The following is a 26000-nucleotide window of genomic DNA, read 5'->3' on the forward strand; positions in this document are numbered from 1 at the left end:
GGGCAGCCGGCGGAGAGGGGGCCGCCATGGCCTCCGGTCCGGCATCCGGCGGGGGCTATAATTACCGACGTGAATAAACTCGAAGCATTTGGATACATCGCGGCGCAGGCCGTTCGCGGTGAGATCACTTTCCCCACCAGCGTCAATGCCGTGCTGCGCCTGCAGCTCGCCCTCGACGACCCCGATTGTCATATCGACGAGGCGATCCGCCTGGTGCTGGCCGAACCACAACTGGCCGCACGCACGGTCGCCATCGCCAATACGCCCGCCTTCGGCGGCAGCAGTACGATGCCGGTGACCAATGTTCGCGCGGCCGTGGCGCGCATCGGCTACCGGCGCCTGCAGGCCCTGGTGGCCAGCCTGGTAGTGCGGCAGTTTGGCAACCGGATCAACGATCCGGGCTTGCGCGCCAAGGCCGAGCAATTGTGGGCGCACACGACCCAGGTCGCCTCGATCGCCCATTCGCTGGCGCGCCGGGTTACCGGCGTCAATCCCGATACCGCCCTGTTCGCCGGCATCGTGCACGAGGTCGGCGCCTTTTACCTGCTGGCGCGGGCCGACGAGTTTCCCGGCCTGCTGGACGACGATCCGGAGAACTGGGGCGCCCTGTGCGAAGACGTGGTCAGCGCCGAGGTGATGAAGAAGCTGTCGATTCCGCCGGCGGTGTCGGAGGCGATCGCGGACATGCGCGGCGGCTGGCTGAACATGCCGCCGGGCACCTTGCTCGATACATTGCTGCTCGCGAACCAGTACGCGCCGGTGGCGTCGCCCCTCGACAGCCGCCGTGCCCGGCTGCCGGACCATGGCGAGAGCGCACTCGACTTCGTGTTCGACGAAGTCACTCTGCAAGATATCCTGGATGAGGCGGCCGAGACAGCGAAGGCCATGGGCGACATCGCCCTGGTCTGATGGAATATCCGCGATAGCGTATCGTTTTTGCAACCAAGCAGCGCGCCAGGAGTGATACTCTTGATCATTATTAATTTCCTGTCGGATTTTTCATGATCAAGCTTGGCGTACTTCTGGGCATGGCGCTGGCCGGTACGGGCGCACAGGCCGGTGTCATCGACCTCGGTTCCATCATGGGCGGCGCCAACGTCTATACGGCGCGCGACTTCAAGGCGATCTCGAGCGACGTCGAAGGGGCGATCGTCGCGGGCGGTAACGTCACGATCCAGAATTACGCGGTCAACCTGAAGAACAAGGCGGCCTACGCCGGGTATTCGATCGTAGCGGGCGGCAATATCTCGCTGACGAGCGGCACGATTCACAATGGTCAAACCTATGCTGGCGGCCAGGTTTCTTTGGAAAGCGCGGCCACGCCGCCGCGTTCGACGGTCAATCCAGTCGATTTCGCGAGCGCGACGGAGCAGTTCAGGGAGATCGCCGCCGGCCTGAGCCTGGTCGATGCGACCGGCCGGGTCGAGCGCGAGCACAGTGCCAACAAGCTCATCGGCAGTGGCAATGGTGTTCTTGACATATTCAATGTCTCGGCCGATTTTCTCAATGGCGGAAACAACTGGGTGCTCAGCGGCCTGACGAAGGATCAGACGCTGATCTTCAATATCAGCGGCAAGCACGGCGCCTTCACTGGCGGCATGGACCCGCTGAAGGACTACAACGTCCTGTTCAATTTCTTCGAGGCGGAAACGGTCGACGTGAAAGGCATTCTCGGCAGCGTGCTGGCGCCGCATGCGACCGTTACCGCCAACCATGGCGTCATCAAGGGGCAGGTCATCGCCGACGCTTGGGATTCAAGCGTGCAGGTGGACGCGGAAAATTATTTCAGGCCGGTCGACATTCCCGGCTTCGAATTGGTGAACGACAACCCACCGGTGGACACGCCGGCCGAAGTGCCGGAGCCCGGCACCCTCGCGCTGGTGATGGCCGGATTGGCCGGCGCAATCGCCATGCGGCGCAGGCGTGCCTGAGCAATCGTAAGCAATATCAAACAGTGAACGCGGCGGCCATGGGCCGCCGTTTTTTATCGCGCGCTCAGACGCAGCCGGCCAGCACGCGCGTCTGCATGCGGTGGCGCGCCAGCATGATCGCCGACAAGCCCACGCCGCACAGCGCCAGGGCCGCCGCCACCCACTGCGGCGCCGTGTAGGCATAGCCCAGGGTCAGCGGGACGCCGCCGAGGAAGGCGCCCAGCGCATTGCCGATATTGAAACCGGACTGGCCCAGCGAGGAGCCGAGCATCTCGGCTTCGCGCGAGTGTTCCATCAGCAGCAGCTGGATCGGTGGCCCGATCGCCAGCGCATTGGCGCCGGTCAGGAACGCCAGCACGACCATTGCCAGCTTCGACTCGGCGAGGAAGCCATTGCACAGCAGCAGTACGGTCATCGACATCATGAGGATCAGCAGGGCGGGCAGCGGGTGCACGCGGTCCGCCAGGCGGCCGCCGAACTGCACGCCGACCGTCATGCCGACGCCGACCGCGGTCATGATCAGGGGAATCGTGGTCGAATCGAAGCGCGTCACGTCGGTGAGCAATGGCGCGATATAGCTGAACCAGGCGAAGAAGCCGCCGGTGCCGATCGAGACGATGCCCAGCGCCAGCCAGAGGTCGAGGTGGCGGAAGATGCGCAGGTCTTGCATGATGCCGGTGCGCTTGCCCGGTTCGATATGCGGCACCCACTGGCGCAGGCTCCACATGGTGAGCAGGCCGATCACGGCCACGATCAGGAACACCAGGCGCCAGTCGATGACGTGGCCGATCCAGGTGCCGAGCGGCACGCCCAGCACATTGGCCAGGGTCAGGCCGGTGAACATGGTCGCGACGGCGGCGGCAGTGCGGCCCTCGTCGGCCAGGCGGCTGGCCACGACCGCGCCGACGCCGAAGAAGGCGCCATGCGGCAAGCCGGCCAGGAAGCGCGACACCATCATGATCTCGAAGTTCGGCGCGAAGGCCGACATCGCATTAAAGATGGCAAACATCAGCATGAACCAGACCAGCACGCTGCGCGGCGGGCGGCCGGCCACCAGGCTGACCAGGGTCGGCGCGCCGACCACGACGCCCAGTGCATAGGCGGTGATCAGGTAGCCGGCTTGCGGAATGGTGATGTGCAAGCCGTTGGCGATGTCGGGCAGGATGCCCATCATGACGAATTCGGTCATGCCGATGCCGAAGCCGCCAAGGGCGAGTGGAAGTAGGCTTTTCTTGATCACGGGGATTGTTGTTGTTCGGGGTGGAAAGAGGAAAGCCGGCCGAAGCGTATGCGCGGCCGGGTCTGGCACTATACCGGGAGCGGGCGGGTGCGTCCGCTTTCGTGTCGTGATGACGGGTATAGGGCGCGGGAATGGCTTCAGGCGGGTTCGCGGTCCCCGTCGTCCGCGTCGGACGGCCATTGCAGGCGGCCGTGGCCGGCTTCGTCGAGGCGGGCGCGCAGCGCGTCGGCGGCGTTGGCCGGCAGGCTGAAGGTGAAGCGCACGTCGTCGCCGTGCTCGACCGCGTCGAGGCTGGCGCCGGCGGCATCGAGTTCGCGCCGCAGCATGCCTTCCATGGCGTACGGGGCGGTGCAGCGCAACCGGCGCAGCTTGATGATCGGAACCTTGGTCGCCGTCAGCAGGGCCTGGGCCACGCTGTCGGTATAGGCGCGCACCAGTCCGCCCGCGCCGAGCTTGACGCCGCCGAAGTAGCGCACCACGGTGGCCAGCACGCCTTCCAGGTCCTGGTGGCGCAATACGTCGAGCATGGGACGGCCCGCTGTGCCGCTGGGCTCGCCGTCATCGACCGCGGCCGACTGGCCGCCGGCCAGCAGGGCCCAGCACACATGGGCCGCGCCCGGATGCTGGGCGCGCAGCTCGGCCACGATCTTGACGGCCCCGGCACGGTCCGGCATCGGCTGCACGCAGGCGATGAAGCGGCTTTTCTTGATGACCAGTTCGTGCTGAACGGCGCTGGCGATCGTCTGGGGCATGGCGTTCGGAAAGTGAAAACAACAACGCCAACCCGAAGGCTGGCGTTGTTGTTTGAATCTTTGGTAGGCCGTGCGTGGCTCGAACACGCGACCAACGGATTAAAAGTCCGCTGCTCTACCAACTGAGCTAACGACCCGAAGAAGACGAGATTATAGCGGCACTTAGCCGATTTACCAAGTGCTTCGAATCACTTTTATGCGAATCACTTTATGGATTCAGGCGCACGCAGCCCGTCTCGTCTCATTCCTTGCGCCCGGGCGGGTGGCCGGGGTGCGGCTGTCCTGGCGCATGGTGGGGCGGTATTTCGTTCGCATGGACGGGCTCGGTCTCGGGTTTGTCGCCGCTGTCCTCGCCTTCGACTTCGTCGTCCTCGGCCTTGACCTCGGCCATGGCTTCCGGCTCGAGCTTCTCGGCTTCGGTATTCATGCGCACGAACAGGCCCCAGGTCGCCAGGATCGCCGCGGCGGCCAGGCCGACCGAGGCCGCATGCGGCAGGTACTCGGGTTTGCCGTGCACGAACTGGAATACGCCGATCAGGGTTTCCACCGACAGCGAGACCACCACCACGATCAGGAAGCGCGACAGGAAACGACGCACGCGGGTGGGCGAGCTGATGTTGGCCGAGCGCTGGATCTCTTCTTCCAGCACGGTCTGGCCGAGTTCGAGGGAAGCAACGGCAATGGTCAGCAGGCCAATGCACTCCAACAGGATTTCAAAACGGGCACGCACGGGAGCGTCGATGCCCGGGTTGAGGGCATTCCAGGCTTCGAGTGCGGACAGGACGATCAGGCCGATGCCGCAGGTAAAGAAGAGGGCGACGATCAGCAGGTATCCGACGAGGAAAATTCTGGAAATAAGGTGCATGGCGCGATGGTATAGATAGTTGCAATTACTTTAACATCAAATTCTCGCAGGGCTGCGTTCGGCTCGCGCTGTCGCGTGCGCGTGCTCTTCGTTCCGCGATTTGCCGCTTAAGGCTTGCGCTAATGACGGTGCGCAATTCTCCACTGCCCTGCTGCTTATATCGTGTGCCTGATCAGTTGATGAGGAGCACGTATTGCCATGGCGAATGCATTGATCGAGGAGGTGAGCGCCGCGCTGGCAGAGTTTTCTGGAGCAAGCAGACTCATCGACCTCAGGATCGGTGAGCGCGACGAGTACGGGCTGCTGGTCGAGGCATTCGCGGCCGAAGAGGCGGTGCAGGAGGTCGGTTTACGGGATGTAATCGCCTTGTCGACCAGCGCCACTATCCCGGTGACAGCGCTGCTGGGGCAACCGGCCACGCTCGAACTCGCTCTGGCCGATGGCACGCGGGAACGGTTCTCGGGCGAGATCTGCGATGCCGCCATGCTGGGCAGCGATGGCGGGCTGGCGCGTTACCGGATTCGCATCGCCCCCTGGATCTGGCGCCTGGCCCATGTGCGCAATTGCCGGGTATGGCAAGACAAGCGCGTGATCGACATTGTCGATGCGGTCTTCGCCGACTACCGGCCGGCGGCGCGCTGGCGCTGGAGCGACGAGACCGCTTCCTTCATGGCCGACGCACTGCCGCGCAGCTATTGCTGCCAGTACCGCGAGTCCGATCTGGACTTCGTGCTCCGCCTGCTGGCCGAGGAAGGCCTGTGCTGGCGGGGCGAAGAGAGCGACGAGGGACACGGCCTGGTGCTGTTCGCCGACAGCAGCCAGCCGGGCGCCGTGCCGGAGGACGCGAGCAGCGCGTCGGACGGCGGCATTCGTTACCACGGCGTCAGCTCGGTCGAGCAGCGCGACTCGGTGCAATCCCTGCATGCCCGGCAGCGGCTGCACGCCTCGCTCATGACGGTGCTCAGCAGCGACTACAAGGCCAGGCGCAGCGTGAGCGCGAACTCCCCGTCCCATGTGCGCTACAACAAGCTGCCGGAACTCGAATCGTATGATGCACCTGGGCAGTATGCCTACGCCAATAGCGCGCAGGCACGGCGTTATGTGGATCTGCAGATGCAGGGAAAGGAGGCGCGCGGCCAGCTCTGGTCGGGAAGTTCGACCGTGCGCACCTTGCGTGCCGGTACGCGAATGAACGTGACCGGCGCGCCGCTGCGGCAACTGGGCGCGGCCGGAGCCTTCACCGTCCTGCGGGTGAGCAGCGTCGGCATCAACAATCTGCCGCCGCCGGCCCGGGAGGCGCTGGCGGAGTTGTTCGGTCCTCTTCCGGAACTGCTGGAGCAGGCGCTGCGCGTAGTGCCGGCGGATTTTGGGCTGGCGATCGCACAGGCGCGTCGCACCGGCTATGCCAATTGCTTCGAGGCGATTCCTTCCGCGGCGCCCTGGCGTCCGGAACTGCCGGGCAGCGATGGGCGCACGCACGCCAAGCCGACGGCGCGCGGGGCGCAGAGCGCGATCGTGGTCGGGATGGGCGGCAGCGACAGCGCGCAGGGCGCCGATGAACTGTGCTGCGACCGGCTGGGGCGGGTGCGGATCCGGTTTCACTGGCAGGACGGCGGCAGCGCGACTTGCTGGGTGCGCGTGGCGCAGCGGTCGGTGGGATTCCAGTTCTTGCCGCGCATTGGGCAGGAAGTGCTGGTCCAGTTTTTGGAGAACGATATCGATCGGCCGGTGATCGTCGGAGCTTTGTATAACGGCCAGGGCGAGGGAGGCGTCGTGCCGACGCCAGGTGGCGAGCGGGTTGCCCAAGGCAAGGTGTCGCCCTTCGAGAAAGCGAATGATCATGCGCGGTCGGGACAGGGCAATCTGGCGGGCGGTAATAGTCCGGTGTGGCATGGGGCGTCCCCGGAGAGCGAGGGACATCGCAATGGCGCGGCGCAGTGGGGGATTCGGAGCAAGGAGTTTGGTAGTTCGGGGTATAGCCAACTGCTGTTCGACGATACCGATGGGCAGGGGAGGGTGCAGCTCAGATGTAGTCATGCGGCGACCGAGTTGAATCTAGGGCATTTGATTCACTCGGCGGATAACTATCGGGGAAGTTTTCGCGGCTTGGGGGCGGAGTTGCGAACTGATGCGTTCGGGGCGGTAAGGGCTGGCGGCGGCCTCTTGATCTCGAGTTACGGGATTAATCATGGAACGGCTGTGCGGGATACGGCTAGCGAGAATGCGGGTGGGGTCGGGCTGGTGGAGCAGGCGGTGAAAATGGCGGAGGTTTTTCATCGGGCGGCGATGAATCATGAAACCGTTGGGTTGGCGGCGTATGCGGGGGCTGCGAAGGCTTGTTCGAGTGTGCTGGATCAAAATTTGGCGCCCCTGAACGCAATACTTGCCGCATTGTCGGAAAACGTCGATGTACGTCGGCTTGACACGGCTGAGGGCGCGCCGGCTGGTGCGGGCATGTCGCAACTGGCTGCCCCGATGGTGGCAATTGCAGCCAAAAACGGCGTCGGCGTGGATGCGGGGCAGAGCTTACAAATAACGAGTGATGAAACCGTTTCGATGATAGCTGCGCAAGATATGCAGTCTATCAGCGGCGGTCACATTTGCATTCATTCTGGCCAAGTTATCGGAGTGCTCGGTGGGACGGTCGAGGCTGATGCGGTCAGCGCAGGTTTGCAGTTGGTTGCCGCACAGGATGCAATCGATATTCAGGGTCAGGCTGATGAGCTGAAGATTCAAGCGCGCGACGAAGTCAGTCTACTGAGTACGAATGCGCACATCGATTGGGCCGCGGCGAAGAGTATTAATTTATCCATTGCAGGCGGTGCGAGCATCGTCATCGATAGTGGGAATATCAACGTTCTGTGCCCTGGAAAGATTGTTATACAGGCAGGGAAGAAGAGCTTGAGTGGGGCAAGCAAGCTGGACTATCCATTGCCGACTCTACCGGCCAGCATCTGCATAGAGTGCCTGATACGAGCCCGCAGAACGGGCTCCCCCTTCGTCCTGAGGTCGGCATGAGTGAATATATTGATTTCAGAAAAATAACTACGGAATTGCTCGAATTCCAACCTCGAGAAAATATTTTTCTTCTACTTGATCACGGTGGATTGCCGGGATTATCTCAACAATTACGGAATTGTTCAGCGGAGTGGATGAGTTTGTTTGATGGGACCAAAGAGGAAAGCGTACTGGTGGTCGCTCCCATTCTCCTTCTTGCTGCTAATGGAGGGAAAATCAGGTTGTCCCGTCTTGTATTTGACTGGCTGCGGAAACACGGAACTTATTCTTCGTCAGTAATGATACTCGTCTCGCCATTGGATTTGGCATACCTCGCAAGCCAGCTTGGCGCACGCCTGCATATCACTCTCGCAGGAGGTGTCGAAGCCATGCTTCGCTTTTTCGATCCTCGTGTATTTGAAAGTCTACTCGATATCCTGACGCAGGAGCAGGTGGAAGATTTTCTTGGTGGAGTCAGCTCGTGGTACTACGTTGATCGAGCCGGCCGGATTGCACAAGCCAGAGAGAAGTATAGAGAAGTCAAGGTCCTCTCAAAATCTATCTCGCTGAGTCAGGAACAGGAAAATCTCTTGCTGGAGTCTTCCGAAATCGACCAAATATTGGCTTCATTAAGGTCAAGTGTGCCGGATCGGTTCTTCGAGATTCCATGTGAATCTCAATATGATTTTGTCTTGGAAAGCGTCATCGAGGCAAGGAAAGAAAGGCTTGGATCGGTATTGCAGATGTCGCTATATGCGATGATCAGGTTGTTTGGCGTAAATGAAATGCCGATGAAGGTGTATCAGAAGACGCTTGAGTATATTAGATCCAATGACGTCAATAATTTGAAGGCCTTCCTGAATAGTGGTGAATTTGGAAACTAGAGGGGTGTAGTAAAAATGATACCAAAAAAACTATTGTTCAGTCTTGCTTTCATAGCGATATTTTTCGTCGGGTTGTCGGTGCGAGATGCTATCGCAAAAGAGGTAGTAGATGGTGGTGTGGTGGAGGAAAGTGATGCTGGCGAATATTTTATATTAGGATTGATTGGCTTCAACTACACTAATCGGCTCATCGATCATTACTCAATAGATAGTTCAGGGGGCGGGCACGTGCACTTGAGTTCGCCGACTAGCGGAGGTAGTGGAGTTGTGTGTTGCACAAGGATTTCGAAAGCTCAGCGTGAGAAAATAACAGTCAAGGTCAAGTGGCAAGTTGATGGATGTACCTATCCAATAAAAAGCCTGACAGGACGCGTTGGCGAAAGGCGAATCTTTTATTATAAGGAAGCGCTGGTCTATATGGATCCGCCCACCAGTTTAGAGCCAGCGTACTTGGAGACACATTTCTATCCCGATGGTTCCGTGAAGGTCAAGGTGACGGAATTCATCTCTCTTCCGGAAATGCGCCTTGATGAGGATCGTAAAGATCAGACCATTTTTTCGAGGTGCAAGGATGAGAAGAAATCCAGATAATTCAAAGGTTGGCGATGCTAAATCTCCCGCCTCAAGAAAGTCAGCGGCAGATCTGCGAGATGCAGTCGATGTTTCGGCAAAAGCTCCTGCGACGATGCCTCAAGTTGCGCATCAAGCTTCTCCTATATCGAATGCTGTTGCTGCTATTTCTGATGAGATTGAAAGAAATGCTCAACCTTCAAAATGCAGGCAGAGAATTTGGTTCTCATTCTTTTTTGATGGGACGGGGAATAATCTTGAGGCAGATATGAAATTGCAGAAGCATAGCAATGTTGCGCGGTTGTATCGTGCTCATCTGGCGACTAATGCAGCAAACGGTATTCACTCGATCTACATACCTGGGATCGGGACATATTTTCGCGAGATAGGAGATCCCGGTGGAACAATAACAGGCGCAGCGTTTGGAGCAATGGGTGGGGCTCGTCTTGATTTTGCGTTGAAAGAGTTTGACAGATATCTAAAAAGACCGATGGCCAGGGCAGTTGCTCCAGCGAATGCTATTGAGGAAATCAGCGTTGCAGTATTCGGATTCAGCCGTGGAGCCGCGTTGGCTCGAGCGTTCGTCAATGCCCTCATGGACACTCGCTGCAAACTCATCGATCAAAGGTGGGTTCTGAGACAGGGAGGTTGGCCAGTACGGTTCTCGTTCATGGGCTTATTCGATACGGTAGCGTCGGTGGGGAAGCCGATGAGCCAAAATAATACTGACTATTATAATCCGATGCTTTCCGATGTAAGGGGCATGCTAGATGAGAGGGCGGAAGATTATTCCGATACTCGTCCGGTAAGACTGGCGTTTTCTGACAGCGGAGTACCCGGAGCGGATCCAGCTCCTGGGAAAAATGCGGGGCACAATTCGTGGGCGGACAAGCTGGAGATTCACGAGAGTGTCGAGGAAGTCCGGCATTTTGTTGCTGCTCATGAGATACGTAACTCGTTTCCTCTCGATAGCATTAGTGTCATGAGAGAGGGGCGTATCGTAAAGCCCGCTCACTTTTTCGAAGTGATCTACCCTGGCGCTCACTCGGATGTAGGTGGAGGATATGCGGCAGGCGAAGGAGCCAAATCGTTATTGGAAGACGAGAGCTTGAGTCTGATACCTTTACGTCATATGTACGATTTCGCAGTTTCGAAAGGCGTACCAATGCTGCCTGAAAGCCGGTTGATTCGCGGGGACTTTCGTACAAGCAGCGATCTTCGTGAAGCATTCAACACATACCTGCAAGCTGTTGGTAATGCCCCTACCCTTGGAGAAGGTTTTAACAGGCACATGAAATTCTATTTAGCCTGGCGCTTTGAATGTATGAAGCGAAGTGCGAAGGAAAAGAATGACTTCTCCGAATCGTTGAGAAAGGAGGGAGGAAGATTCAGGAGCGAAAAAGCTGCGTACGAGTCGAAAATCAAGGCACTCGAACAACAACTTGGGGTGGCCGAAAACGCTCTGATCGCCGCCAGAGGAGCCAGTGATGCAATGGCGCCATCAAGTCACATGATCGAAAAAGCAAAGGCCGAAGTGGCAGCGAGAGAACACGAATATTTAACAATGAAAGCTGAGCGCGATGCCATCCCGGATATGTCGAGGGTCTACTCCTTGGCTCCGCTCTATGATCGCCAATTGCTAGACGATGCACAATCTATCCGTTCATTATTACAATCAAAAAATGTTAAGTATGCCAAGAGTAACCTGCGCCCCCACTATCGAGGCTTGATCGATTCCTATGAGAGCGAAATATTTCGCGTCGAGAAAAATCCGAACGAGGCCGTTGCTCGAATCTTTGAGCATTATGTCCATGATTCACTTGCCGGTTTCGGGAGGGATGCAACTTATCCCTCAGACCCGCGTGTAATTTATATTGGCGGCGACGAAAAATTACGTTTTGCCGTTCACGCTAATGGTACTGAAGATGTGATGATGGGATGAAGGTTCGCGGTCGAGCGCTGCCGCTTGGCGGCATCTCAAGTCAAATGGAAAGACGCTTCATGCACAGGCAGCGTGTGCGAAGTGAAGCAGTCAGTCTGTAGGATGCAACTGTGGATTGTATTCGTCGGGCAATCTTTTTGGTTTCGAATATGGTTCACTCGGCTTTGAAAAACAAAAAAGGCGTCACGATCACTCGCAACGCCTTCTTTGCTACAACATATTCTGGTAGGCCGTGCGTGGCTCGAACACGCGACCAACGGATTAAAAGTCCGCTGCTCTACCAACTGAGCTAACGACCCGAAGAGGCAGCATTATAGCCGGCGATTCCGGTTTGCGCTAGGGCTGTCCAACATTTTCGACACAACGCCGTTCACGACAGCGCCGACGTCACCTTCAGCACCTCATCCGCCGTCGTCACCCCCTCGACCACCTTCATCGCCCCGGCAATGCGCAGCGGCTTCATCCCATCCTTCACGCTCTGCTCGCGCAAGGTGCGCATCTCGCCCGATTCGCGAATCAACCGCCCGAACCCCTCGCTCACTGTCAGCAATTCATAAATCCCGGTCCGCCCCCGATACCCGGTCTGCCGGCATTCCGGACATCCCACCGCCCGATACACGGTCGCAGGCTTCGCGATCTTCCACGCCCCGCCAATGCTGTCCCACACCTCATCGCTCAATTCCCCGCCCGGCGCCTTGCACACGGGGCAGAGCGTGCGCACCAGGCGCTGCGCCATCACGCCGATCAAGGTTGCCTCGAGCAGGTAATCCGGCACCCCCAATTCGAGCAGGCGCACCACCGCCGACGGCGCGTCGTTGGTATGCAGGGTCGAAAACACCAGGTGTCCCGTCAGCGCCGCCTGGATCGCCATCTCGGCCGTCTCCAGGTCGCGGATCTCGCCCACCATGATGATGTCGGGGTCCTGCCGCATCAGCGAACGCACGCCATCGGCAAACGACAGGTCGATGCCCGGCTGCACCTGCATCTGGTTGAATGCCGGTTCGACCATTTCGATCGGATCCTCGACCGTGCACACATTCACTTCGCTCGTCGCCAGCGCCTTGAGCGTCGTGTACAGCGTCGTGGTCTTGCCCGACCCCGTCGGCCCGGTCACCAGGATGATCCCGTGCGGGCGCTTCGTCAGCGCATCCCAGCGCTGCGCATCGCCAGGCGGAAAACCCAGTTCCGGCAGGGTCTTGACCACCACATCCGGATCGAAGATACGCATCACCAGTTTTTCGCCGAACGCGGTCGGCATCGTCGACAGCCGCAATTCGACTTCCCTGGCGCCGGCGGTGCGCGTCTTGATGCGGCCATCCTGCGGCCGGCGCTTCTCGATCACGTCCATCCGCCCCAGCAGCTTGATGCGCGCGGTCATCGCGATCATGACCGCCGCCGGCACCTGATAGACCTGGTGCAGCACGCCATCGATACGAAAACGCACGGTCGCGAATTCGCGCTTGGGTTCGAGGTGGATATCCGAGGCGCGCTGCTCGAAGGCGTAACCCCATAGCCAGTCGACGATATTGACGATGTGCTGGTCGTTGGCGTCGAACTGCTTGTTCGATTTTCCCAACTCGACCAGCTGCTCGAAGTTGTTGCGCATCGCGACGTCTTGCCCGCTGCTGCGGTTGGCGTCGCGGATCGACTTGGCCAGCGCGAAGAACTGGGAGATGTACTGGGCGATGTCGAGCGGATTGGCCAGGACGAGCTCGATGCGGCGGCGCGAAACCTTGGCGATCTCGGGCTCCCATTCGGTCAGCGCCGGATCGGCCGTCGCCACCACCAGCGTGGTCGCGGTCATTTCCACCGGCAGGATATTGAAGCGCGCCGCATAGCTGGCCGACATCACGTCCGCCACCTTGGTGAAATCGATCTTGAGCGGGTCGATGCGAATGAAGGGCAGACCGACCTTGGCCGCGCACCATTCGGTCAGCACATCCAGCGTCAGCAGCCGGTGCGGCGGCAGATTGGAGACCAGTTTGCACTGCGCCACCGCCGTCAGCGGATGCATGGTGCCCGGCGCATTCTTCAAGATTCCCTGGGCCTGGGCGAAATCGGCTTTGACTTTCTCCTTGGTGACGATCCCGTCGGCCAGCAGCCACGAGAAAATCGATTGCAAGTCGAGCTTGCGCAGGCTGGCGGGTTTTTGCGGGATGGCGTTCACGGTGGCCCTGGCTGAATGGTCAATCGGTGGCGAGCAATCCCTTGACCCAGGATTTGGCAGGCAGCTTGGTCTGCGCCACGATCTGCGCGGCACGCGCGGCGAGCGCTTCCTTGTCGAGCGTGGGGCGGGTCTTGAAGCATAGCGCCACCACATTCCCGTCGTGCACCTCGGGCAGGCAGATCACGTGGCCGAAGGCGAACTTCATCGCCTTCAGGTTCTTGGCGAAACTCGGGTGGTCGCCGAACAGGTTGACGGTCATGATGCCGTCCTGCGTCAGGCAGGCGGCGCAGGCCTGGTAGAACTCGGGCGTGTCGAGCACCGGGCCGCGCGCGGTGGCGTCGTACAGATCGCACTGCAGCACATCATAGGCTTCGTGGTTGGCCGCGTCCTCGACGAAGTCGAGCGCATCCATCTCCAGCACGCGCAGGCGCTCGTCCTCGGGCGGCAGCTTGAACATCGAGTTGCAGATCGCGATCACGGATTCGTTGAGTTCGACGGCGGTCACGTGCGCCTGCGGGAATTGGCGATAGCAGAACTTGGTCAGGGCGGCCGTCCCCAGGCCGAGCTGGGCAATGGCCTGCGGTGTCTCGATGAACAGCATCCACGCCATCATCTGCTGCGCGTATTCGAGCTCGGGCCAGTCGGGCTTGCGGATGCGCATGGCGCCTTGCACCCACTCGGTGCCGAAGTGGAGGTAACGGACACCGTCCTGTTCGGACAGCGTGACGGGTGCGAACTTCGGTTTGCGCGCGGGACGGCGCGAGGATTCGACTTGTTCGATGGATTTGCGTTTGATGAGCATAGAGGAGCCTGGTGGAATCGCCCTATTATCGGGGGATGGGTTCCCCCAGCGCAAGCTCGGGCCCGAATGCACAACGCGGCCTCGTGGGCCGCGTTGCTCGATTTCTAATGCTACAAAGATCAGTACTGGCTGTACGCCTGCTGGCCGGTGTAGCTGTCCAGCGGCTCGACCGAGACGCGCAGGCGCACACGGTTGCCCGGGTCGCGGTTCATCAGCGACGTGTAGGTCTGGCCACGGTACTCGTACGTGACGTTGTAGCCGGCGGTGCGCGATTCGATCGCTTCCACGGTACGGCATTGCTGCACGGCTTGTTCCTGCACGGTGCTGCCCTGCGGACGGCCATTGTTCTGGACCCGGTCGCCCACCATGGCGCCGGCGATCGCGCCCGCCGCCGAGGCGGCCACCTTGCCGTTGCCGCTGCCGACCTGGCTGCCCAGCAGGGCGCCGGCGATGCCGCCGATGATCGTGCCGCCGGCGCCGCGTTCTTGCTGCACCGGCACTTGCACGTATTCGGTACGGCATTCTTGGCGCGGGGTACGGACTTGCTCGAGACGCGGCTCGACGCGCACCACGCGGCCGAAGTCTTCGAAGTCGGCGGCCTGGGCCAGGGGCAGGGTGGCGATGCCGAGGGCCGAGATGATCAGTTTGGCTTGCAAGTTCATGAGAGTACCTCGTTGAGTGGTGCGACTTGATTCGTCGATTCGTTACAGACTTCATGGTACGCCTATCGCAAAAAACCATCGAATCCGCGTGGCAACAAAATGTAACAGCGAATAAAGCGTGGAACAACTCGCGCCAGAATGAAACCGGCCCCCAAAGCGGCGTTTTCGTGTCACAGATGGACCTACCGATTCTTACAAATAGGCATCTGAAACTCACATTTGGGTTGCTTCCAATACCACAAAACGTTACCCTTACACAAATCATGGACTTATTGGCGTATAGCAACGACAGCGAGGTAAGAAGCAGCAGCGCTACCCAGCGCCGCGAGGGGTGGCGCCATGGCGCGTTATTGACAGGTCGATTTGAGGAAAAAATGAGTTTGTTGATGAGAGTGGCGCCAAATCTTGTTCAAGCCATTCGCGCGTTTCGCGTTGGCGATTTGCAACAGGAGGCCGGGCGACTCGGACATCATTTCCTGTACGCCCACTGCGCCAATACGCTCACCAAGCAGCAGGTTTGCGCCCGCATCGGCGAGAATTTTTATTTCCCCAAGCCGTGCAGCAAGAACTTTGATGCGCTGCGCACCTGCCTGACCGAAACTATCCACGAAGCCGGCCCGCAGCCGGGCTTTATCGTGGTGCTCGAGCAGTTGCCGAGCGCTCAGAAGTTCGACAAGGAAGCGCGCGAAAACCTGCTCGACGTGTTCCGCGACGCGGCCGAATTCTGGGCCGAGAAAAAGGTGCCGTTCCGCGTGTTCTACTCGTTCGCGACGGTCCCGCCGACCGCCTGAGTCCGCCGCCAACCCTCCCCGAGGGCTGCGGTTGGCAGCCGGCCTTACGGTACAATGCCGGCTATGAAAAACATCGTGATCCTCATTTCCGGCCGCGGAAGCAATATGGAAGCGGTCGTGCGCGCGGCCGAGGCGGAAAGCTGGCCGGCCCGTATCGCAGCGGTGATCAGCAACAAGCCGGATGCCGGCGGCCTGGCTTTTGCCCAGTCGCGCGGCATCCCGACCGCCGTGGTGTCGAACAAGGAGTTCGCCACCCGCGCCGAATTCGACGCCAGACTCCAGGAAGTCATCGATACCTACCAGCCCGACCTGGTCGTGCTGGCCGGCTTCATGCGCATCCTGACCGCGCCATTCGTGGAGCACTATGCGGGCCGGATGTTGAATATCCACCCGTCGCTGCTGCCCCTGTTCCCGGGGCTGCACACGCACCAGCAGGCGCTCGACGCCGGCATGAGCGAACACGGCGCAACCGTGCACTTCGTCACCGCCGAACTCGATCATGGCCCGTCGGTGCTGCAGGCCAGGATTCCAGTCCTGCCTGGCGACACACCCGACTTGCTGGCTGCGCGCCTGCTGGCCGAGGAACACAAGATCTACCCACGCGCCGTACGCCTGTTCATCGAGGACCGCCTGGTCGTCGAAGACGGCGCGGTGCGCATCGTCGAGTCCACGGATCACTCCCAGGCCGACGCCATCAGTATTTAATCAAGGATTTACATGAGATTGCCTCCAGCGATCGTCGCCAAGACCGAAGAAGTCTTGCGCGAGATTCTCCGTTTTACTTCGCCCGCCGACGTCACCCTGTCGCGCTTCTTCAAGGACAACCCGCGCTTCGGCGGCCGCGAGCGCGGCGTCATCGCCGAAGCCGTGTACGCCGTGCTGCGCAATAAATCGTTCTTCACCGACTTCGCCGGCCATGGCAACACGCCGTCGATGCGCAAGTTGGCCCTGCTGGGCTTGGCCGAGACCGTCGGCATCGACAGCATCGGCGGCCTGACCGAAGATGAGACCGATTTCCTCACCCGCATCAAGGAAGTCGACCGCAACCTGCTGCCGGGCCCGATCCGTGCCAACCTGCCGCAGTGGCTGTTCGACAAGCTGGTGGCCCAGTTCGGCGAGCAGGAAGCCCTGGAGCTGGCCGCGGTGCTGAACACCCCGGCGCCGCTGGACCTGCGCGTCAATTCCATCAAGGCCGAGCGCGACGACGTGGTCGCCCAGCTGGCGCAAGCGCCGATCGTGGCCGAGCCGATGCCGTTCGCGCCGCTGGGCCTGCGCGTGCAAAAGAAGCCGGCGCTGCAAAACCTGCCGCTGTTCAAGGAAGGCGCGATCGAAGTGCAGGACGAGGGCAGCCAGGTGCTGGCCCAGATCGTCGGCGCGCGCCGCGGCGAGATGGTGGTCGACTTCTGCGCCGGCGCCGGCGGCAAGACGCTGGCCCTGGGTGCGCTGATGCGCAATACCGGCCGCCTGTACGCGTTCGACGTATCGGAAAAACGCCTGACCAAGCTGAAACCGCGCATGGCGCGCAGCGGCCTGTCGAACGTGCATCCGGTGGTGATCGCGCACGAGCGCGACGCCAAGGTCAAACGCCTGGCCGGCAAGATTGACCGCGTGCTGGTCGACGCGCCGTGCTCGGGCCTGGGCACCCTGCGCCGCAACCCGGACGTGAAGTGGCGCCAGCAGCCGGGCGCCGTCGCCGAGATGCAGGAGAAGCAGGCCTCGATCCTGGACGCGGCGTCGCGCCTGGTCAAGAACGGCGGCCGCCTGGTGTACGCCACCTGCAGCCTGCTGAACGAAGAGAACGACGTCATCGTCGAAGGCTTCCTGGCCAACCATGCCGACTTCGAGCTGGTGCCGATGAGCCAGGTGCTGGCCGAGCAAAAGATCCCGCTCGAAATGGACGACTACCTGAAGCTGCTGCCGCACAAGCACCAGACCGACGGCTTCTTCGCTGCGGTCCTGCAGCGCAAGGCGCTGGCGAAGCCGGCCAAGCCGGCCGCGAGCGAAGACAGCGCCGGCGCCGCCGCAGCCGCGGACGGAGAGTAAGGAGTCGCGATGCCGCTGTCGGACCTGCTGAACGTCCTGCTGGACGATGCCCGTCGTCCCGCCATCGCCTGGCAGATCGTCGCCCTTGCCCTGTGCGTGGCGGTGGGCTGGGGCCTGGCGCGGCTGATCCACCGCTCGCTGCTGAAAGACCGGGCCCAGACGGGCGGCCTGATCAGTGTAGGCCTGGGCAGTTTCAGCCGCGTGCTGTGGCCGCTACTGACCGTCGGGCTGCTGGCGCTGGCCAAGACGGTGCTGGAGCAATACCAGGGCGTGTCGCTGCTGCGCGTGGCGCTGCCGCTGTTCATGTCGCTGGCCGTGATCCGCACCTTCTTCTACCTGTTGCGGCGCGCCTTCGCGCGGCGCGGCCAGCTGGGGGCGGCCTTGCAGACCTTCGAGAAGGTGTTCGCCTTCTTGGTCTGGATCGTCGTCGCCATGCACCTGACCGGCATCCTGCCGGACGTGATGAGGGCGCTCGAGAATACCGTCCTGCCGGTCGGCAAGAACAAGATTTCGATCGCCGACCTGCTGCAGGGCGCGATCTCGATCGTCGTGCTCATGATGCTGGCGCTGTGGGCCGGCGCCGCGCTCGAAGAACGCCTGATGGGCTTCGAGCGCATGCACAGCTCGCTCAGGGTGGCGATGGCGCGCGTGGGCCGCGCGGCCCTGATCCTGGTCGCGGTGCTGTTCAGCCTGTCGCTGGCCGGGCTCGACCTGACCGTGCTGTCGGTGTTCGGCGGCGCGCTGGGCGTCGGCCTCGGTCTCGGCATGCAGCGCATCGCCAGCAACTATGTGTCCGGCTTCATCATCCTGTTCGAGCGCAGCCTGTCGATCGGCGATCCGATCACGCTGGATAAATATTCCGGCAAGGTGGCGCGCATCAACACGCGCTACACCGTGTTGCGCGGATCCGACGGCACGCAAACGCTGCTGCCGAACGAGATGCTGATCACGGGCGTGGTGCTGAACCAGTCGGGCACCAACCGCAACGTGCGTGCGGTCACCAAGCTGGTCGTGTCCTACGACAGCGACCTGTCCGTGGTGATGCCGCTGCTGGAAGCGCAGCCGCTGGGCGTAACGCGCGTGCTCGAGACGCCGGCGCCGAACGTGCTGCTCAATGCCTTCGTGGCCGACGGCTACGAGCTCGAAGTCGGCTTCTGGCTGGGCGACCCCGAGAACGGGCAGGGCGGTCCGATTTCCGACGTGAACCGCAAGATCTACGCACTTGTGCAATCCGGCGCGATCAAACTCGGACATCCGTCGATGGACACGCGCTTGCTCGACGCCCATATCACGAAGGTGATGGGGCGGACTCCCCAGGAAGAAGGCCGGGACAAGACCGGGACTGGCGCAAATTTGGGCAAGTAAAACTGCCGTGCGGCAGTAGAACCACGTAAAATGCCCGGGTTGTAGGTGTGCGGTCACAGTGGTTGCACATTGGATAAGCCCTTTGGAGACTGAATGAATTTCTTTGACGACGCCCTGCACGCCGTGCTGTCGTTCCTGTCCACCGGCCTGCTCGATTTCTCGGCATGGCAAGTCGTGATCTATACGCTGGTGGTCACCCATATCACGATCGCCGCCGTGACGATCTACCTGCATCGTCACCAGGCGCACCGTGCGCTCGACCTGCATCCGATTCCAAGCCACTTCTTCCGCTTCTGGCTGTGGCTGACCACCGGCCAGGTCACCAAGGAATGGGCGTCGATCCACCGCAAGCACCACGCCAAGTGCGACACCGAAGAAGACCCGCACAGCCCGCAGACGCGCGGCATCCGCAAGGTGCTGTTCGAAGGCGCCGAGCTGTACCGCGCCGAAAGCAAGGTCAAGGAAACCATGGACAAATATGGCCATGGCACGCCGGACGACTGGATCGAGCGCCATGTGTACACCGGCCGCAGCACGCTGGGCGTGGCGTCGCTGTTGGTGATCAACGTCGCCCTGTTCGGCGTGATCGGCCTGACCGTGTGGGCGATCCAGATGATGTGGATCCCGATCACGGCGGCCGGCATCATCAATGGCCTGGGCCACTGGTGGGGTTACCGCAACTACGATTGCAACGATGCGGCGACCAATATTTTCCCGTGGGGCATCCTGATCGGTGGCGAAGAGCTGCACAACAACCACCACACCTATGCCACCTCGGCCAAGCTGTCGAGCAAGTGGTATGAATTCGACCTGGGCTGGGGCTATATCCGCATGCTCGAGATGGTCGGCCTGGCCAAGGTGAAGAAGGTGGCGCCGAAGCCGAAGCTGGCCAAGAACAAGGCGCAAGCCGACTTCGACACCCTGCAGTCGGTGATCGCCAACCGCTACGACGTGATGGCGAAATACGCCAAGTCGGTGCGTCACGCTTTCCACGAAGAATTCGAGCACCTCAAGCACAAGGCGCAGCTGGAATCGCGCTTCCTGAAAAGCTCGCGCAAGCTGATGCAGCGCGAGCCGGCCAAGCTCGAATCGTCGCAGAAGCAGCAACTGGTCGAGCTGTTCCAGCACAGCAAGGCGCTGGAGACCATGCACACGATGCGCGTCGAACTGGGCGCGATCTGGGAACGTTCGCATTCGACCCGCGACCAACTGCTGCACCAGCTGCAGGATTGGTGCAACCGCGCCGAAGCATCGAAGATCAAGGCGCTGCAGGACTTTTCGATCCGCCTGCGCACCTATGCCTGATCCTGGCGGTCGGTAGATGGTAACAACAACGGCTTCTTCGGAAGCCGTTGTCGTTCCTGCCTTACGCGCCGCGCCGCATCGGCGGCCAGGTCAGGTAAGTCAGCGCCCGCCACACCCATTCGAGCGGCCCGTACTGGAAACGCGCCAGCCACCAGTGGCTGAACACGATCTGCAGCGCGCACAGCAGCAGGGCGATGCCGAGCTGCTCGGTCCTGCCGATGCCCCACCATCCCAGGCCGTAGGCGTAGAACAGCAGGGAAAACACGAGCGACTGCATCAGGTAATTGCTCAGCGCCATGCGCCCAAATGGCGCCAGGACGCGCACCCGGGCCAGCACGCCGTGGCTGTACAGGGCCAGCAGCACCGCCGCGACGTAGCCGAGCGAGGCCGGCAGGCTGCCCATCGTCATCAAGGCGTTCGCCAGGTCATAGCCGCCATCGTCGACGCCGGCAGGACGTCCGGTGCTGATCAGGCTGCTGAGCAGGCCCAGCCCGACCCCGAACACGATCCCGCCCGCGGCCAGGCGCCGCAACAGCGGCAGATGATGTCCGGCATTGGCGATCACGCCGGAGCGCACGAACCAGACCCCGACCAGGAACACGCTCACACCGACCACCACGAAGCCGGTTTCGTCGCGCATCCGCGCCGCCAGGTGGCCCAGGCGCATCGCGACCGCATCCGCATAGCTGCCGTTGGTGAGCACCTCCTTCTCTTCGATGCTGCGCGCGGTGCGCTCGCGGTATTGCAACAGGGTGGCGGACGCGCTATCGGTCTCTGCGCTGGTGACGCTGGAGACTGGTCCCGACTGGGGCGCGTAGTGGCGCATGGCGCCGTCGAGCGCGGTGAGGCCATAGGTGAGCACGAAGATCGCGACGCCGGCGCGCAGCGGCCGTGCTCGTTCTGGCTGAACAAAGCCCCAGGCCAGCAGGCCGAGCAGTACGAGGGCGCCGCCGATCGCCAGCAGCGCCCCCATATCGTCCTCGCCGCCGACGATATTCAGGATGGCCGCCAGCAGCATCAGGCTGCCCGGGACGATCGCCACCAGTGGAAACAACGCACGCCGTTCGGCGCGCAGGTAGACGCCCACCAGGCCGGCGAACACGAGCGGCGTGACCAGCCAGCCGGCGAAGCCGAAGCCCGGCAACTGGGCCAGCACGAAACAGGCGGCCAGGACGCCGATCATTGGGCGGGCTCTCGCGAACAGCATCAGCATCAGGGCCAGCGCGCCGATCGCATAGCTGATCAGGATGTCGCCGCTCCACAGCAGCAGGTAGTGCAGCAGGCCGAACAGGCCGAGGACGGCGATCCGGCGGCCATAGGCGGGCAGGAAGGGACGCCCGGCCGTGCGCGCCCGTTCCAGCATCAGGGCGAAACCCATGCCGAACAGCAGCGAGAAAATGGTCCAGAACTTGCCGCTGACAACATAAGCGACGACAAAGGCGACCAGCCAGTCCAGGCCGTGCAGCCCGGCCGGGATGCCGTTGCCGGATTCGGCCACGGGACGGTTGAAGAATTCGACGTTGGCGATGCAGATGCCGATCAGCGCGAAGCCGCGCAAGACATCGAGGGCATCGAGACGGTCCTGGCTGGGAATGGGAATGAAGGGGGAGGAGGCAGGCGGACTGGTCATCCCCCGATGGTAGCGCGGATCGGCGGGACGACAAAAAAGCCGCCGGGCTTGCGCGCCGGCGGCTTCGTCAAGAAGACAAGATCGATTACTTGATCTTGGTTTCCTTGTAGATCACGTGCTTACGTGCTTTCGGGTCGAATTTGGTGATTTCCATCTTCGCCGGCATCGTGCGCTTGTTCTTGGTGGTGGTGTAGAAGTGACCGGTACCTGCGGTCGATTCCAGCTTGATTTTGTCGCGGCCAGTTTTTGCCATGATAGCTCCCTAATTAAACTTTTTCGCCACGGGCGCGCATGTCGGCCAGCACGGCGTCGATGCCGAGCTTGTCGATCACGCGCAGGCCGGCGTTCGACAGACGCAGCGAAACCCAGCGGTTTTCGGATTCGACGTAGATACGGCGGTTCTGCAGGTTAGGCAGGAAACGACGCTTCGTTTTGTTGTTAGCGTGGGAGACGTTGTTACCAACCATCACACCCTTGCCGGTTACTTGGCAAACACGTGCCATAGTGCACTCCTTAAATATGTTCCAGAATTGGAAAAACGAGAGTATAGCGTGAAAAGCAAAGCGGAATCAATCACTTACGAAAAACAATGGTGTCTTTTCTTGATCGAAAAATTTAACAATTCCCGCTGAGCGTCGTAACTCGCTGTTTACGCTGTGTAATTTCAAACAAACCTGACAGCCCATGTAAGGACGCGGGCGAGGCGCTGCCGAGGTTTATCGGTCACAACTGCCCATTCTCGGCAAAGGAATGCACCTGGTTGCCCGCCACCACGAAGTGGTCCAGCACCCGGATGTCGACCAGCGACAGCGCCTGTACCAGCGCGCTGGTCAGGCGCAGGTCGGCTTCGCTCGGCTCGGCCACGCCGGACGGGTGGTTGTGGGCCAGGATCACCGCCGCGGCATTCCTGCGCAGCGCCGCCTTGACCACCTCTCTTGGATAGACGCTCGTATGCGTGAGCGTGCCTCTGAACATTTCCTCGCAATTGATCAGGCGATTCTTCACGTCCAGGAACAGCACCATGAACGATTCATGGGTCTGCAGCGCGAACTGGCTGCGCAGGTACTGGCGCACCGCCTCGGGCGAGCACAGCGCCTCGCGCCGGAACTGCTCGGCCACCGCGCGCCGCGCCAGCTCGAGCGCCGCCTGCAGCTGCGCATACTTGGCCGGCCCCAGGCCGTGCAGCCGGCCGAACTCGCTCGATTCGGCATGCAGCAGCCGGTGCAGCGAGCCGAAGTGCGCCAGCGTGTCGCCCGCCAGCGTCACCGCGCTTTTTCCCGCCACGCCCACGCGCAGGAAGATCGCCAGCAATTCGGTATCCGACAGCGCATGCGGTCCATCGCGCAGCAGGCGCTCGCGCGGACGGTCTTGTTCGGGCCAATCGCAAATTCCCATGTTTGATTCCTCGCCAAAAAAAGAGGCAGCCAAGGCGCAAGCGGCGCGCGTGGCTTACAATAGCGGTTTGCCTGATCAGGTATGCCCGTCACCACAAAGAACATGTCCAACGCTGCTCCCGTCGTCAACGAATCCTCTTACCTGACCCTGCATTACCGTCTGGCAGTTGCCGGTGGTTCGGATGTGGTCACGACCTTCAATGGCACGCCCGCCACCTTGCTGCTGGGCCAGGGCCAGTTGGCGCCGTTCCTCGAGGCGCGCCTGATCGGCCTGCCGGAAGGCACGCACCAGACTTTCGAGCTCAGCGCTGCACAAGCGTTCGGCGAGCGTAACCCGGAGCTGATCCAGTCGGTATCGAAAGCCACGCTGGAAGAAAACTCGGTGCCGGGCACGGAATACAACGTGGGCGAGGTGGTCGAGTTCAACGCGCCGAAGGGCGGTCGCTTCGCCGGCGTGCTGCTGGAATTGCGCGACGATGCGGCCTTGTTCGACTTCAACCACCCGATGGCCGGCCGCGCCCTGCAATTCGAAGTGAAACTGATTTCGGTTCTGTAAGGACGACAGGAACAATGATGGAAAACGAAATTCTGCTGGCCCAGCCGCGCGGCTTCTGCGCCGGCGTGGACCGCGCGATCGAGATCGTCGAGCGCGCCCTGAAACAGTTCGGCGCGCCGATCTATGTGCGCCACGAGATCGTGCACAACGCCTACGTGGTCGAAGACCTGCGCGCCAAGGGCGCGATCTTCATCGAGGAACTCGAAGACGTCCCGCCCGGCAACACGCTGGTGTTCTCGGCCCACGGCGTCTCGAAGGCCGTGCGCGCCGACGCTGAGGCGCGCGGGCTCACCATCTTCGACGCCACCTGCCCGCTGGTGACCAAGGTCCACGTCGAAGTCGCCAAGATGAGGAAGCAAGGCGCCGAGATCATCATGATCGGCCACGACGGCCACCCGGAAGTGGAAGGCACCATGGGCCAGGCCGAAGAAGGCATGCACTTGGTCGAGACGGTCGAGGACGTGCAGAAACTGCAGGTGCGTAATCCCGAACTGCTGGCCTACGTGTCGCAGACCACCTTGTCGGTCGACGACACCCTGGACATCATCGCGGCGCTCAAGGCGCGCTTCCCGAACATCATCGAGCCGAAGAAGGGCGACATCTGCTACGCCACCACCAACCGCCAGGAAGCCGTGAAGTTCATGGCGCCGCAGGTCGAGGTCGTGGTCGTCGTGGGCAGCCCGAACAGCTCGAACTCGAACCGCCTGCGCGAAGTGGCCGAAAAAATGGGCACGCCGGCGTATATGGTCGACAACGCGAGCAAGATCGACCCCAGCTGGATCGCGGGCAAGAAGCGGATCGGCGTGACCGCCGGCGCCTCGGCGCCCGAGGTGCTGGTGCAGGCCGTGATCGACCGCCTGAAAGAACTCGGCGCGGCCAGCGTGCGCGCGCTGGAAGGGGTCGAAGAACACGTGACCTTCCCGCTGCCGAAAGGCCTGGACGGCGTACGTCCTGAGCCATCTTCGCCAGCAGCCTGAACTTTATTTCTCGTACACACAGAAAACAAAATTTGCTACTGCACGGATTTACCGTGATAAGTTTTCCAACAGCCAAGTTATGATGGCGGCGCTCGGAAAATTGTCATGGTAGCCAACCATGAGCGGCACTTCGGGAGGGATCCCGCGGTGCCGTTTTTTTGCAAGGCAAAAATACACAGGCAGAACGATGGAAACCTTTATTCAACAGCTGCTGAACGGCCTGGTGCTGGGCAGTATGTATGCGCTGGTCGCGCTCGGCTACACGATGGTGTACGGCGTGCTCAACCTGATCAACTTCGCCCACGGTGACGTGCTGATGATCGGCGCCATGATCGGCCTGACGATCCTGCAATTGCTCGAGGCTTATGTTCCCGGCCTGCCGGGCTATGTCCAGCTGGCGGCCGCCATCCTCGGCGCGATTCCCCTCACCATGCTGGTCAGCATCCTGATCGAGCGCGTCGCCTACCGCCGCCTGCGCCATGCGCCGCGCCTGGCGCCGCTGATCACGGCGATCGGCGTCTCGATCCTGTTGCAGACCTTCGCCATGATGATCTGGGGCCGCAGCCCGCTGCCGTTCCCGCAACTGCTGTCGTCCGAACCGATCATGATCGGCGGCGCCATGATCTCGCAGACGCAAGTGCTGCTGCTGGTGCTGGCGGCCGTCGCCATGGGCGCCCTGGTGCTGCTGGTCGAGCGCACCAGGATGGGCCGCGCGATGCGCGCCGTGGCCGAAAACCCGCGCGTGGCCGGCCTGATGGGCGTGGACGCGAACCGCGTGATCGTCGCCACCTTCGCCATCGGCGCCGCGCTGGCGGCCGTCGCCGGCGTGATGTGGGGCGCCAACTATGCCTCGATCACCTTCACCATGGGCGTGCTGCCGGGCCTGAAGGCCTTCTGCGCCGCAGTGCTGGGCGGGATCGGCAACATCTACGGCGCCATGCTCGGCGGCCTGCTGCTGGGGATCATCGAGGCGCTCGGCGCCGGCTACATCGGCGACCTGACCGGCGGCTTCCTCGGCAGCCACTACCAGGACATCTTCGCCTTCGTGGTGCTGATCCTGGTCCTCACCCTGCGTCCGTCCGGCATCATGGGCGAACGCGTGGCCGACCGCGCCTGAGCACGAGGAG

At 61.5% G+C, this 26000-nt stretch carries 24 protein-coding genes and 2 tRNA genes; 14 read left to right on the forward strand and 12 right to left on the reverse strand.

Features of this window, described 5'->3' with window-relative positions:
- Nucleotides 1–69: 69 nt before the first annotated feature.
- A complete protein-coding gene (locus LO55_RS11660) occupies nucleotides 70–909 on the forward strand; it encodes an HDOD domain-containing protein (RefSeq protein WP_071361564.1) in 840 nt (279 codons plus the stop codon).
- A gap of 92 nt (nucleotides 910–1001) precedes the next feature.
- On the forward strand, nucleotides 1002–1931 hold the full coding sequence (locus LO55_RS11665; RefSeq protein ID WP_071361565.1) for a choice-of-anchor A family protein: 930 nt from the start codon (nucleotides 1002–1004) through the stop codon (nucleotides 1929–1931).
- 64 nt (nucleotides 1932–1995) lie between these two features.
- Here LO55_RS11665 and LO55_RS11670 read toward each other — a convergent pair whose 3' ends face one another.
- The 4 genes from LO55_RS11670 to LO55_RS11685 all read right to left on the reverse strand — a co-directional run bounded on the left by LO55_RS11670 (nucleotide 1996) and on the right by LO55_RS11685 (nucleotide 4788).
- A complete protein-coding gene (locus tag LO55_RS11670) occupies nucleotides 1996–3171 on the reverse strand; it encodes an MFS transporter (RefSeq protein WP_083415303.1) in 1176 nt (391 codons plus the stop codon).
- 137 nt (nucleotides 3172–3308) lie between these two features.
- Nucleotides 3309–3923 carry an IMPACT family protein gene (locus LO55_RS11675; RefSeq protein ID WP_005665718.1) on the reverse strand — a complete coding sequence of 205 codons (615 nt, stop codon included), beginning with the start codon at nucleotides 3921–3923 and terminating at the stop codon, nucleotides 3309–3311.
- A 61-nt stretch (nucleotides 3924–3984) separates the two neighbouring features.
- Nucleotides 3985–4060: transfer RNA gene (locus tag LO55_RS11680), tRNA-Lys, on the reverse strand.
- Nucleotides 4061–4164: 104 nt separating this feature from the next.
- Nucleotides 4165–4788: a hypothetical protein gene (locus tag LO55_RS11685; protein ID WP_071361566.1), complete on the reverse strand. Its 624-nt coding sequence runs from the start codon at nucleotides 4786–4788 to the stop codon at nucleotides 4165–4167.
- 198 nt (nucleotides 4789–4986) lie between these two features.
- On the opposite strand from LO55_RS11685, the gene LO55_RS11690 reads away from it, so the two are divergent.
- Genes LO55_RS11690 through LO55_RS25850 form a run of 4 tightly spaced genes read left to right on the forward strand, consistent with a single transcriptional unit; the run spans nucleotide 4987 to nucleotide 11181 of the window.
- Nucleotides 4987–7806 (forward strand): type VI secretion system Vgr family protein, encoded by a 2820-nt coding sequence (locus tag LO55_RS11690; protein ID WP_071361567.1) that lies wholly within the window; start codon nucleotides 4987–4989, stop codon nucleotides 7804–7806.
- Nucleotides 7803–8669, forward strand: coding sequence for a DUF4123 domain-containing protein (locus LO55_RS11695; protein ID WP_083415304.1), 867 nt, complete (start codon nucleotides 7803–7805; stop codon nucleotides 8667–8669). Before LO55_RS11690 ends, LO55_RS11695 begins: the two co-directional genes overlap by 4 nt.
- Nucleotides 8670–8684: 15 nt before the next feature.
- Nucleotides 8685–9260 carry a DUF3304 domain-containing protein gene (locus tag LO55_RS25845; protein ID WP_083415305.1) on the forward strand — a complete coding sequence of 192 codons (576 nt, stop codon included), beginning with the start codon at nucleotides 8685–8687 and terminating at the stop codon, nucleotides 9258–9260.
- Nucleotides 9241–11181: a T6SS phospholipase effector Tle1-like catalytic domain-containing protein gene (locus tag LO55_RS25850; protein WP_177185518.1), complete on the forward strand. Its 1941-nt coding sequence runs from the start codon at nucleotides 9241–9243 to the stop codon at nucleotides 11179–11181. Before LO55_RS25845 ends, LO55_RS25850 begins: the two co-directional genes overlap by 20 nt.
- 223 nt (nucleotides 11182–11404) lie before the next feature.
- On the opposite strand, the gene LO55_RS11705 is transcribed toward LO55_RS25850, so the two are convergent.
- The 4 genes from LO55_RS11705 to LO55_RS11720 form a co-directional block, all read right to left on the reverse strand.
- Nucleotides 11405–11480, reverse strand: a tRNA-Lys gene (locus tag LO55_RS11705).
- A gap of 71 nt (nucleotides 11481–11551) precedes the next feature.
- Nucleotides 11552–13348 (reverse strand): type IV pilus assembly ATPase TfpB, encoded by a 1797-nt coding sequence (tfpB, locus tag LO55_RS11710; RefSeq protein WP_071361570.1) that lies wholly within the window; start codon nucleotides 13346–13348, stop codon nucleotides 11552–11554.
- Nucleotides 13349–13367: 19 nt separating this feature from the next.
- Nucleotides 13368–14150 (reverse strand): spermine/spermidine synthase domain-containing protein, encoded by a 783-nt coding sequence (locus LO55_RS11715; protein WP_071361571.1) that lies wholly within the window; start codon nucleotides 14148–14150, stop codon nucleotides 13368–13370.
- A 119-nt stretch (nucleotides 14151–14269) separates the two neighbouring features.
- Nucleotides 14270–14812: a glycine zipper 2TM domain-containing protein gene (locus LO55_RS11720; protein WP_005665727.1), complete on the reverse strand. Its 543-nt coding sequence runs from the start codon at nucleotides 14810–14812 to the stop codon at nucleotides 14270–14272.
- 263 nt (nucleotides 14813–15075) lie between these two features.
- Here LO55_RS11720 and LO55_RS26990 point away from each other — a divergent pair, with 263 nt between their 5' ends.
- The 5 genes from LO55_RS26990 (at nucleotide 15076) to LO55_RS11745 (ending at nucleotide 20316) form a co-directional block, all read left to right on the forward strand.
- On the forward strand, nucleotides 15076–15603 hold the full coding sequence (locus LO55_RS26990; protein ID WP_229446310.1) for a barstar family protein: 528 nt from the start codon (nucleotides 15076–15078) through the stop codon (nucleotides 15601–15603).
- 63 nt (nucleotides 15604–15666) lie between these two features.
- The gene (gene purN / locus LO55_RS11730) at nucleotides 15667–16308 is read left to right on the forward strand and encodes a phosphoribosylglycinamide formyltransferase (RefSeq protein WP_005665729.1); all 642 of its coding nucleotides are present in this window, start codon (nucleotides 15667–15669) and stop codon (nucleotides 16306–16308) included.
- Between the two features lie 12 nt (nucleotides 16309–16320).
- The gene (locus LO55_RS11735; protein ID WP_071361572.1) at nucleotides 16321–17646 is read left to right on the forward strand and encodes an RsmB/NOP family class I SAM-dependent RNA methyltransferase; all 1326 of its coding nucleotides are present in this window, start codon (nucleotides 16321–16323) and stop codon (nucleotides 17644–17646) included.
- Nucleotides 17647–17655: 9 nt separating this feature from the next.
- Nucleotides 17656–19011: a mechanosensitive ion channel family protein gene (locus tag LO55_RS11740; protein WP_071361573.1), complete on the forward strand. Its 1356-nt coding sequence runs from the start codon at nucleotides 17656–17658 to the stop codon at nucleotides 19009–19011.
- Nucleotides 19012–19104: 93 nt separating this feature from the next.
- The gene (locus LO55_RS11745) at nucleotides 19105–20316 is read left to right on the forward strand and encodes a DesA family fatty acid desaturase (protein WP_071361574.1); all 1212 of its coding nucleotides are present in this window, start codon (nucleotides 19105–19107) and stop codon (nucleotides 20314–20316) included.
- 61 nt (nucleotides 20317–20377) lie between these two features.
- On the opposite strand, the gene LO55_RS11750 is transcribed toward LO55_RS11745, so the two are convergent.
- The 4 genes from LO55_RS11750 to radC form a co-directional block, all read right to left on the reverse strand.
- Nucleotides 20378–21946 carry a DUF418 domain-containing protein gene (locus LO55_RS11750; RefSeq protein ID WP_071361575.1) on the reverse strand — a complete coding sequence of 523 codons (1569 nt, stop codon included), beginning with the start codon at nucleotides 21944–21946 and terminating at the stop codon, nucleotides 20378–20380.
- A gap of 85 nt (nucleotides 21947–22031) precedes the next feature.
- Complete coding sequence (rpmG, locus tag LO55_RS11755) at nucleotides 22032–22199, reverse strand: 50S ribosomal protein L33 (RefSeq protein ID WP_005665735.1); 168 nt, start codon at nucleotides 22197–22199, stop codon at nucleotides 22032–22034.
- 13 nt (nucleotides 22200–22212) lie between these two features.
- Nucleotides 22213–22449 carry a 50S ribosomal protein L28 gene (rpmB, locus tag LO55_RS11760; RefSeq protein ID WP_005665737.1) on the reverse strand — a complete coding sequence of 79 codons (237 nt, stop codon included), beginning with the start codon at nucleotides 22447–22449 and terminating at the stop codon, nucleotides 22213–22215.
- 220 nt (nucleotides 22450–22669) lie between these two features.
- A complete protein-coding gene (radC, locus tag LO55_RS11765) occupies nucleotides 22670–23341 on the reverse strand; it encodes a RadC family protein (protein WP_071361576.1) in 672 nt (223 codons plus the stop codon).
- A 102-nt stretch (nucleotides 23342–23443) separates the two neighbouring features.
- Between radC and LO55_RS11770 the strand changes: the two genes are divergently transcribed.
- The 3 genes from LO55_RS11770 to LO55_RS11780 all read left to right on the forward strand — a co-directional run bounded on the left by LO55_RS11770 (nucleotide 23444) and on the right by LO55_RS11780 (nucleotide 25990).
- On the forward strand, nucleotides 23444–23896 hold the full coding sequence (locus tag LO55_RS11770; protein WP_005665740.1) for an FKBP-type peptidyl-prolyl cis-trans isomerase: 453 nt from the start codon (nucleotides 23444–23446) through the stop codon (nucleotides 23894–23896).
- 17 nt (nucleotides 23897–23913) lie between these two features.
- The gene (gene ispH / locus LO55_RS11775; protein ID WP_005665742.1) at nucleotides 23914–24873 is read left to right on the forward strand and encodes a 4-hydroxy-3-methylbut-2-enyl diphosphate reductase; all 960 of its coding nucleotides are present in this window, start codon (nucleotides 23914–23916) and stop codon (nucleotides 24871–24873) included.
- Between the two features lie 187 nt (nucleotides 24874–25060).
- Nucleotides 25061–25990 (forward strand): branched-chain amino acid ABC transporter permease, encoded by a 930-nt coding sequence (locus LO55_RS11780; RefSeq protein ID WP_071361577.1) that lies wholly within the window; start codon nucleotides 25061–25063, stop codon nucleotides 25988–25990.
- Nucleotides 25991–26000: the final 10 nt, after the last annotated feature.

It is taken from the genome of Massilia timonae, assembly GCF_001866515.1.
GTDB lineage: Bacteria > Pseudomonadota > Gammaproteobacteria > Burkholderiales > Burkholderiaceae_D > Telluria > Telluria timonae.

Coding starts and splice junctions, on each gene's coding strand:
- LO55_RS11665 (WP_071361565.1), top strand. CDS start 1,002: ATGATCAAGCTTGGCGTACTTCTGGGCATGGCGCTGGCCGGTACGGGC.
- LO55_RS11675 (WP_005665718.1), bottom strand. CDS start 3,923: ATGCCCCAGACGATCGCCAGCGCCGTTCAGCACGAACTGGTCATCAAG.
- LO55_RS11685 (WP_071361566.1), bottom strand. CDS start 4,788: ATGCACCTTATTTCCAGAATTTTCCTCGTCGGATACCTGCTGATCGTC.
- LO55_RS11690 (WP_071361567.1), top strand. CDS start 4,987: ATGGCGAATGCATTGATCGAGGAGGTGAGCGCCGCGCTGGCAGAGTTT.
- LO55_RS11695 (WP_083415304.1), top strand. CDS start 7,803: ATGAGTGAATATATTGATTTCAGAAAAATAACTACGGAATTGCTCGAA.
- LO55_RS25845 (WP_083415305.1), top strand. CDS start 8,685: ATGATACCAAAAAAACTATTGTTCAGTCTTGCTTTCATAGCGATATTT.
- LO55_RS25850 (WP_177185518.1), top strand. CDS start 9,241: ATGAGAAGAAATCCAGATAATTCAAAGGTTGGCGATGCTAAATCTCCC.
- LO55_RS11715 (WP_071361571.1), bottom strand. CDS start 14,150: ATGCTCATCAAACGCAAATCCATCGAACAAGTCGAATCCTCGCGCCGT.
- LO55_RS11720 (WP_005665727.1), bottom strand. CDS start 14,812: ATGAACTTGCAAGCCAAACTGATCATCTCGGCCCTCGGCATCGCCACC.
- LO55_RS26990 (WP_229446310.1), top strand. CDS start 15,076: ATGGACTTATTGGCGTATAGCAACGACAGCGAGGTAAGAAGCAGCAGC.
- purN (WP_005665729.1), top strand. CDS start 15,667: ATGAAAAACATCGTGATCCTCATTTCCGGCCGCGGAAGCAATATGGAA.
- LO55_RS11735 (WP_071361572.1), top strand. CDS start 16,321: ATGAGATTGCCTCCAGCGATCGTCGCCAAGACCGAAGAAGTCTTGCGC.
- LO55_RS11740 (WP_071361573.1), top strand. CDS start 17,656: ATGCCGCTGTCGGACCTGCTGAACGTCCTGCTGGACGATGCCCGTCGT.
- LO55_RS11745 (WP_071361574.1), top strand. CDS start 19,105: ATGAATTTCTTTGACGACGCCCTGCACGCCGTGCTGTCGTTCCTGTCC.
- LO55_RS11750 (WP_071361575.1), bottom strand. CDS start 21,946: ATGACCAGTCCGCCTGCCTCCTCCCCCTTCATTCCCATTCCCAGCCAG.
- rpmG (WP_005665735.1), bottom strand. CDS start 22,199: ATGGCAAAAACTGGCCGCGACAAAATCAAGCTGGAATCGACCGCAGGT.
- rpmB (WP_005665737.1), bottom strand. CDS start 22,449: ATGGCACGTGTTTGCCAAGTAACCGGCAAGGGTGTGATGGTTGGTAAC.
- radC (WP_071361576.1), bottom strand. CDS start 23,341: ATGGGAATTTGCGATTGGCCCGAACAAGACCGTCCGCGCGAGCGCCTG.
- LO55_RS11770 (WP_005665740.1), top strand. CDS start 23,444: ATGTCCAACGCTGCTCCCGTCGTCAACGAATCCTCTTACCTGACCCTG.
- ispH (WP_005665742.1), top strand. CDS start 23,914: ATGGAAAACGAAATTCTGCTGGCCCAGCCGCGCGGCTTCTGCGCCGGC.
- LO55_RS11780 (WP_071361577.1), top strand. CDS start 25,061: ATGGAAACCTTTATTCAACAGCTGCTGAACGGCCTGGTGCTGGGCAGT.